Below are 8,402 nucleotides of genomic sequence, written 5' to 3' on the forward strand. Positions count from 1 at the left end.
ATGTATGATATTTTGACATTTGGCGCATCAATTGATGAATTGAATACTGAAGCAATACAACAAGCCATTGATGCTGCAGCAAGTGACGGAGGCGGGACCGTAGTTGTTCCAGCAGGTGAATTTCTAACAGGAGCTTTATTTTTAAAAAGCAATGTCGAACTTCATTTAAGCGCAGGAGCGGTTCTGAAATTCTCTGACGATCCAAAAGATTATCCTGTTGTTCATTCACGTTGGGAAGGAGTCCATCGAAAAGTTTATGCTTCCTGTATCTATGCTCAAAATGTAGAGAACATCTCTGTCACTGGTTTCGGTACATTAGATGGAAATGGAAAAAAATGGTGGCATACTTTTAGAAATGAATCAGATAATCTCGCTTATCCTCGTCCTAAATTGATGAGTTTCCATAACTGTCATCGAATTACTGTGAAAGATATTAAATTGATCCAGTCACCAAGTTGGACGATCAACCCGATTCTTTGCAGTAATGCAACGTTTGATAACTTGACGATCTTGAACCCAGCGGATTCACCAAATACAGACGGAATTGATCCAGAATCATGCAAAAATGTGCGTATTAGTAATTGCCATATTGACGTGGGAGATGACTGTATTGCAATCAAGGCAGGGACTGAAGATACGTACGAAAGGATCGCTTGCGAAAATATCACGATCACAAATTGCACGATGGTCCATGGACATGGCGGTGTCGTATTAGGAAGTGAAATGAGTGGTAGTATTCGTAATATTACCATTTCAAATTGTATCTTCCAAGAAACTGATCGAGGAATACGATTGAAATCTAGACGAGGTCGAGGCGGGATCGTTGAAGATATTCGAGTATCCAATATAGTCATGGATAATGTGATGTGTCCATTTATACTGAATCTTTATTATTTCTGTGGTCCGCGAGGGAAAGAACCGTACGTATGGGAAAAAAAGGCTTATCCGATAGATGAACGGACACCAGCATTCAGAAGGATCCATTTTTCGAATATCACGGCAAGGAATGTCCATGCTTCTGCAGGTTTTATTTATGGATTAGCGGAACAATTCATACAAGAAATCACATTTGACAATATCGATGTCTCGATGGCCCAAGATGCAGTTCCCGGTGTTCCTGCTATGATGACAGGAATAGAGGAAATAAGCAGACAAGGATTTTATATTGGCTTTGCGGGTAAGGTTTCCTTTAACCAGATGTCGATTGAAAATCACGAGGGACCAGCATTTCTATTAGAAAATACTAAAGAAATCAGTATTGAGAAATTCCAATCAAATCAATCAGAAAATATGGATGAACTGGTTGTTCGTAAAAACTTTGCTTATGCAGTTGAATGATTTTTTAGGTGCTCCATCTAGCAGACGTACCCCTAGTGGAAAACGATTATACCGAGAAAAACAAAACGGTTTTATGCTTGAATACTATCAATTGTACTTAAATGAATTGGAAACAGTACCAGCCCTCTATGCTTATCCAGAAAAAGAAGGACCGTTTCCGACGGTCCTTTACCTGCATTCTCACGGCGGAGATTTTTCAGTCGGGAAAAGTGAATTGATCCATGGTGCTCCTTACTTAGCTTCTCCATCTTTTGCAGAAGTACTGACAGGAATGGGATATGCTGTTTGGTCGATTGATGCTTGGGGATTTGAAGAACGCGGAGGTATTTCTGAAAGCGAGTTGTTCAAACAATTTTTATTAACAGGAAAAACGTTATGGGGAATGCGTATTTATGATGTGATCAGCTTGATCGATTATTTGGAGACAAGGGAAGACACAGATACTCAACGGCTCGCAACGATTGGTCTTTCTATGGGAGGCTTATTAAGCTGGTGGGTGGCAGCATTGGATTCTCGTGTCAAAGTTTGTATTGATCTAGCGGCACAGGTGGACATCGAAACACTTTTGCTACATCGCCGCCTAGATCATCATGGGTTTTATTACTATGTGCCAAATCTATTGACAGCTTATACAACGTTAGCAATCCAAGAAAAAATCGCTCCGCGCCCTCGTCTTAGCTTAGTTGGAAAAAACGATACGATGTGCTTGGACGAAGGCGTACTGAAGCTGAGAAAAGGGCTGGACAAAAAGTATCAATCAATGGGTAGTCCAGAAAACTTTTCTTCTTTTTCTTTAACAGGCGGTCATATGGAAACACAAGAAATGAGAAATATTTGGAAACAATTCATAAGGGAGCATTTATGAGGATGAAAGACAAACTGATAATTGGAAAGAATGCTATAGATACCCCGACGGATTTTGAAACTATCCAAGAAGGAATCGATTATTTGGCAGGCCTGCCGGATAGCCATCCAAAGGTCTTGATAGTAAAAGAAGGAAGATATGATGAATATATAGAAAGCAGATTATCCAATTTTAAACTTGTGGGAGCAGGAACAGTAGTGATCTCCGGTAATCGTTTTGCAAAACAGGAGTATCTTGACGGTAGCCAGTTAGGGACTTTCCGAAGTGCTACTTTTTTCTTAGAAGGATCGAATGTCGTATTAGAAAATCTTCACATCGAAAATACAGCAGGTCCAGGAGAAAAGGTAGGACAGGCTGTTGCTTTATTCAATTCAGGAGATCGCATATCTTTAAAAAACTGTCAACTATCTGGTTATCAGGATACCTTATGCACGGGTCCGTTGCCTGATTTGCAAAAAGATGGTACTCCTTTTTGTACACCGGCTTCTGCCAATCCTGAGTATTGTCGTCAGACCTATGAATATTGCTGGATTGAAGGAACGGTGGATTTCATATTTGGTGGGGCAGATGCCGTTTTTCATCAGTGTCATATCCATAGCTTAGCCAGTAAAAATCCTGGATACATCACAGCAGCATCTACGCCGAAAAATCAAAAAACAGGGTATCGTTTTGAAAGCTGTACCTTGACTGCAGAACCTAATACTAGAAACGTCTATTTAGGAAGACCGTGGCGTCCGTATGCAAATGTCTTATTTGAAGCGTGTAAGATAGGTGGGCATGTTCACCCAACTGGTTGGGATAATTGGGATGACAAGAAAAATGAACAGACTGTCAAATTCTCTGAACGTAATAACAATTATGAAACATCGATCAAAAGACCTGAATGGATACATTTAGAAAAGCAGGGGGTTCAGAAATGAAAAGAAAATGGGAACTATTGCTAGGAATGGTCGGTGGCAGTCTATCTTTGATTTTCTTTGGCGGGTTAGCAGTTACTTTAAGTAATATGTCTGCGTCAGAGTTTAAAAAAAGTTATCAGTCGCTTGCTGTAGATCATCCAACTTTGTCTTTAGAAAATACATTTGGATTATTACAGGACATGACTGGTCTGTTTGCCGTTGTGTTGTTTATTTCACTTGCTTTTTTATCAGTAGCATTGTTTTTGACTGCTAAAGGAAAATACTTAACAACTGCCACTGGTTTGTATTTTATAACAGGATTCATATTGTTGATTGGCACTCAGTTTATTGCGTTTCCTTTTGCATTTTTTTATTTCGCAGCTGGGGCATTCAGTTTATATCGAGTAAGAATGAGAAAAGGAGCCTGAATCATGCAGACTATCAAAGTGAAAAATCCTATTTTAAGAGGATTCAATCCAGATCCTAATATATTAAGAGTGAAAGAGCGGTATTACATTATTGTCTCCTCTTTTGAATGGCTTCCAGGAATCCGAGTATATGAGTCGAAAAATTTAGTCAACTGGTCACATACAACGGATATTTTGACCACTCAAGTATCTTTGCAAGGAAATCCTACAAATGGAAGTATATGGGCGCCACAGATCAGTTATGCTGATGGATTGTTTTATCTTGTTTACACAGATGTCAAAAGTGCAGGCCGTCCGTTTAAAGATGTCCACAATTATTTGATCACTGCATCTGAGATCACAGGTCCTTGGTCCGAACCAATTTATTTAAATAGTAACGGCTTTGATCCTTCTTTGTTCCATGATCTTGAAACGGGAAAAAAATGGCTTGTCAATGAACTATGGGATTATCGTCTGGACACACCGAATAAATCCAGCGGTATCGTATTACAAGAATATGATGCAGAGAAGAAGAAGCTTGATGGTCCCATCTATAAAATATTTGCAGGTACAGAATTAGCGAAAACGGAGGCACCACATTTGTATTTTCGTAACGGGTATTATTATTTGATGACGGCAGAAGGCGGTACAGGAAGAGGACATTCAGTTACAGTTTGCCGAGCAAAGAATATTATTGGTCCTTACGAGCTTGATCCTGGTTTTCCTATGCTGACAGCTAGTGACAAACCTGCTTCTACATTGCAATGTACAGGACATGGGAGCTTAGTACAAACCCCGTCAGGAAGATGGTACATGACATATCTTTGTACCAGACCATTAAACGGTGCGGCTATTTTGGGAAGAGAAACCGCTATTCAAGAAGTGTATTGGACGTCCGACGATTGGTTAAGACTTAAAGATAGCCAGACAACTCCGATGGAAGAAATAATGATTGAGACAAATGAAGAGGTACAACAAGAAAAAGATCATCAGTTTATGGATACATTTGAAGGAGAGCTAAAGAAGAACTGGAATGCCAGACGCATTTTGCCAAATGCTGATTGGTGTGATACAAAATGTAGACCAGGTTTTTTACGTCTGATTTCCGGTGAATCTCTTCAATCTACCTTCGAACATCATTTGTTAGCTATTCGGCAAACGGATTTTACTTTTGATGCGGAGACAGCATTTGAATACATGCCTAATAATTTTAATCAGATGGCTGGACTGGTACTGTACTTAAATGAATCCAATTATATTTATTGTTATGTTACTTGGAATGAGGACAAGGGAAAATGCCTACGTATGATAGAATCAGAAAACGGAGTAGCACAAATAGAAGATTGGACGATTCCACTCACAGAAAAGAAGGCTTTTTTGAAAGTCACTGTAAAGAAAGAGACAGCACAGTTTCATTTGAAAGACGTATCAACTGAAGAATGGAAGAAAGTAGGTCCGCAAAAAAACATGTGTATACTCTCAGGAGGGTTTACTGGAAATTTTATCGGGATAGCAGTGCATGATCTAAATAAAAAAAGAGGAAGTTATGCTGATTTTGAGTTTTTCAAGTATGATGGAAAAGATCATCTGTAATTTAATTCTTTAATAAATGAGGTTCACTAACTTATTTTCACTAGTTAGTGAATTTTTTTGTTTGTATATATTGTTATGTAAAAAAAGTTATCAATCTTATGTATCAATGTTTTTAGATTATTTTTTGTTTTTTATCTGTCAAGATAATGCAATAAAAAGCCAACATTGTGAATATAAAAACAAGAAAAAAAGAGTTATAATTTTGAAAACGTTTACTAGAAGAGGTAGGAGGAATTCAAATGCTTTCACAAAATGCTGTTACAGCAAATACAGTAAAAAAAGAAAAAAAGGAATTTGGGATTTCCGATAAGATAGGCTACATGTTCGGTGATCTAGGTAACTGTTTTATTTTAGGTTTAGTCAATAGTTTCTTGATGATTTATTATACGAATGTTCTTGGCGTTTCAGGGGCAATCGTAGGTACGTTATTCTTGATTTCGAGAATTTTGGATGCGTTTGCTGATGTGATGGTTGGAAGATTATGTGATGTCTCAGAGTTAACAGAAGCTGGTCGATTTATTCCTTGGATCAGAAAAATGAAGTATCCATTTTGCTTAGTAACTGTCATTTTATTTTTGCCATTCGTCCAACATCTTCCAATGACGGTGAAGATTGCTTATATTTTTGTTTCATACATCGTTTATGGGATTTTTCTCTCAACGATCAATATCCCGTATGGAGCAATGGCAGCAGCAATTAGCTCAAATCCTAATGACCGCACCTCGTTGTCCACTTTCCGAAGCATTGGTTCTGCGATTGGCGGATCAACTACAGGATTCTTCATTCCGATTTTAATGTATACCCATAACAAGAGTAGACAACAAGTCGTTTCAGGGAATCATTTCTTTTGGATTTCAATCGGATGTGCTGCAATTGCATTTGTCGCATATATGTTAACTTGTAAATTGACTACTGAAAGAGTAAGAGTTGTAAAAAACGAAAAAGTATCTGCTTCTCAGTTGGTAAAAGGTTTGTTAGCTAATCGAGCACTGATTATTTTAGTCATTGTTGACATTTTCATTGTGATCAATCAGATTTTAGCTGGGACGAATATGACTTATTTATTCAATGATTACTTCCATAATAAACAGGCAATGTCTGTTGCTCTTTTATTTACTTACGGAACAGTAGTAGTTTTAGCACCATTTGCTACAAAGCTGACAAAATTATTTGGTAAAAAGGAAGCAAGCGTATTTGCGTTACTTGCTTCTTCATGTATGTACTTGCTGATGTATTTCCTTCATATAACAAATGCATGGGTATATCTGATTCTTTTATTTATCGCTACTTTAGGATCTGGTTTATTCAATTTGATGGTCTGGGCATTCATTACTGACGTGATTGATTATCATCAATATAAGACAGGCTTAAGAGAAGATGGAACAGTATATGGAGTAAATTCTTTTGCGAGAAAAGTAGGACAAGCATGTGCAGGAGCGGTAGGCGGATTTATGCTGGCACTCATTGGTTACCAATCGTCTACAACAGGTGGAGCCATCCAATCAGTTTTAGTACAAGAAAGGATTTATACGATGGCAAACTTGTTACCAGCATTCTGCTTATTTGTATCCGCAATCATTTTGCTAGTAGGTTACCCACTGAATCGTTCAAAAACTGTATTTATTGGTGAAGAATTGAAAAAAATCAATGAAAGATAGGGAGAAACGTATTGCGGACAAAAAAAGGGATTATCAATGCTTTGAACTTTAAAACAAACGACACTCAACAAGATGATACAATAATACTGCAAAAAGCAATCGATCAAGGTGCGAAAGAACACTTACCTGTATTTATTCCAAAAGGCATTTATTTAGTCGGAGCCCTTTTTTTAAAAGATAAGAGTCATCTTATCTTTGAAGAAGGTGCAGTCCTCAAGGGGAGAACAGATATCGAAGCATTTCCAGAAATCGATACACGAGTAGCCGGCGTAGAAATGAAATGGCCAGCAGCGATTTTGAATGTTCTCTCGGCGAAAGATATTCTTATAGAAGGAAAAAGAATAATCGACGGTCAAGGAGACCATTGGTGGGAGCTGTATTGGGGAAAAGATCAAAAAAGCGGGACAAGAGCTGAATACGATCAAAAGGGACTTCGTTGGATTGCGGATTATGCTATTAAACGTCCACGCGCTTGTTTACTGTATCATGCAGAACATGTTGTTGTTCGTGATTTGATTTTTCAGAAATCAGGTTTTTGGAACTTGCAAATCACTTATTCTAACGATGTATTAGTAGAAAAAGTAATCATCCGCAACAATGATGGACCAAGTACAGATGGGATTGATATTGTTTCTTCAACAAATGTGCGTGTCTATGAATGTGATTTGGCCTGTGGTGATGATTGTATTGCTATTAAGTCTGGCAGAGATGGCAATGGTGCAAGAGTCAATCGAAAATCATCAAGAATCGAGGTTGCTAGATGTAAAATCCGTTCAGGATACGGTGTAACTATTGGTAGCGAAGTTAGTGCTGGAGTTAGTGACGTATATATTCACGATATCGATTTTTTTCAGTCAGACTGTGGTATTCGAATGAAATCTTCAAAAGAAAGAGGGGGAGTGATCGAAAATATCAGGGTAGAAAATCTGAATATGATTGATGTACAATTTCCTTTTTCTTGGATAATGGACTGGCATAATGAATACAATAGAAAAAATAGCAATGACCTTGCTCAAATGCCAGAAAGTTGGCAAGCAGTGGCTGAAGAAATACCTGAATCAAAGCAAATGACGAAAGTCAAAGACATACACATCAAAAACGTACAGGCATGCCTTTCTCCAGGTTACTCACTTCCTTCCCGAGCTTTTGATTTAGTAGCATTTCCTGAAAAGCCTATAGAAGATGTCTGCTTTTCTCATTGCCAAATAACTGCAAAAGAATTCGGGCGAATCGAAGCAGTACAAAACTTATGTTTCAAAAGCTGTGATTTATCTATAGAAACTGGCAATACAGCTGCAAACAATACTTTTGACAATCGTTGAAATTATAATAAGGTCAAGCTTAAATAATATTTTAGCTTGACCTTTATTTTTTTTAATGATATATTAAACAACGTTGTCGCGCTTCATTGAAACATTTTATGAAAATTCCAAAAAAGAGTTGACACATGTTTTTAGACGTGATAAGATAACTAAGTCGTTAAAAAGAACCACTTACGAAGCTTGATTCTATCGAAAAAAACTTCAAAAAAGTTCTTGACAAATAACAAACGATAAGTTATGATAAATGAGTTGCTGAAAGATTTCGAAAAACGAAATCGAAAAAAACTTTTAAAAAAGAGTTGACAATCGCTTGTCTCTCT

General features: G+C 37.6%; 7 protein-coding genes. All 7 read left to right on the forward strand.

From position 1 onward, the window contains the following. The 7 genes from OS139_RS12685 to OS139_RS12715 all read left to right on the forward strand — a co-directional run bounded on the left by OS139_RS12685 (position 1) and on the right by OS139_RS12715 (position 8,082). Complete coding sequence (locus OS139_RS12685) at positions 1-1,338, forward strand: glycoside hydrolase family 28 protein (RefSeq protein ID WP_002332386.1); 1,338 nt, start codon at positions 1-3, stop codon at positions 1,336-1,338. Beyond that, positions 1,325-2,203 (forward strand): dienelactone hydrolase family protein, encoded by an 879-nt coding sequence (locus tag OS139_RS12690; protein WP_016627941.1) that lies wholly within the window; start codon positions 1,325-1,327, stop codon positions 2,201-2,203. The genes OS139_RS12685 and OS139_RS12690 overlap by 14 nt, the downstream gene beginning before the upstream one ends. After that, positions 2,200-3,123, forward strand: a complete 924-nt coding sequence (locus tag OS139_RS12695) for a pectinesterase family protein (protein WP_325066969.1) — start codon at positions 2,200-2,202, stop codon at positions 3,121-3,123. Before OS139_RS12690 ends, OS139_RS12695 begins: the two co-directional genes overlap by 4 nt. Next, positions 3,120-3,530, forward strand: a complete 411-nt coding sequence (locus tag OS139_RS12700; protein ID WP_325066970.1) for a DUF4064 domain-containing protein — start codon at positions 3,120-3,122, stop codon at positions 3,528-3,530. The genes OS139_RS12695 and OS139_RS12700 overlap by 4 nt, the downstream gene beginning before the upstream one ends. Positions 3,531-3,533: 3 nt before the next feature. Continuing rightward, complete coding sequence (locus OS139_RS12705) at positions 3,534-5,102, forward strand: glycoside hydrolase family 43 protein (RefSeq protein ID WP_002332389.1); 1,569 nt, start codon at positions 3,534-3,536, stop codon at positions 5,100-5,102. A gap of 239 nt (positions 5,103-5,341) precedes the next feature. Beyond that, positions 5,342-6,760 carry an MFS transporter gene (locus OS139_RS12710; protein ID WP_002332390.1) on the forward strand — a complete coding sequence of 473 codons (1,419 nt, stop codon included), beginning with the start codon at positions 5,342-5,344 and terminating at the stop codon, positions 6,758-6,760. Between the two features lie 11 nt (positions 6,761-6,771). After that, the gene (locus tag OS139_RS12715; RefSeq protein ID WP_325066971.1) at positions 6,772-8,082 is read left to right on the forward strand and encodes a glycoside hydrolase family 28 protein; all 1,311 of its coding nucleotides are present in this window, start codon (positions 6,772-6,774) and stop codon (positions 8,080-8,082) included. Positions 8,083-8,402: the final 320 nt, after the last annotated feature.

It is taken from the genome of Enterococcus sp. E4-223 (assembly GCF_035727065.1).
GTDB classification, from domain to species: domain Bacteria; phylum Bacillota; class Bacilli; order Lactobacillales; family Enterococcaceae; genus Enterococcus_B; species Enterococcus_B faecium.

What these genes read in the sequence shown, in the direction of transcription:
- OS139_RS12700 (WP_325066970.1), top strand. Translation starts at nt 3,120, where the DNA reads ATGAAAAGAAAATGGGAACTATTGCTAGGAATGGTCGGTGGCAGTCTA.
- OS139_RS12685 (WP_002332386.1), top strand. Translation starts at nt 1, where the DNA reads ATGTATGATATTTTGACATTTGGCGCATCAATTGATGAATTGAATACT.
- OS139_RS12705 (WP_002332389.1), top strand. Translation starts at nt 3,534, where the DNA reads ATGCAGACTATCAAAGTGAAAAATCCTATTTTAAGAGGATTCAATCCA.
- OS139_RS12710 (WP_002332390.1), top strand. Translation starts at nt 5,342, where the DNA reads ATGCTTTCACAAAATGCTGTTACAGCAAATACAGTAAAAAAAGAAAAA.
- OS139_RS12695 (WP_325066969.1), top strand. Translation starts at nt 2,200, where the DNA reads ATGAGGATGAAAGACAAACTGATAATTGGAAAGAATGCTATAGATACC.
- OS139_RS12690 (WP_016627941.1), top strand. Translation starts at nt 1,325, where the DNA reads ATGCAGTTGAATGATTTTTTAGGTGCTCCATCTAGCAGACGTACCCCT.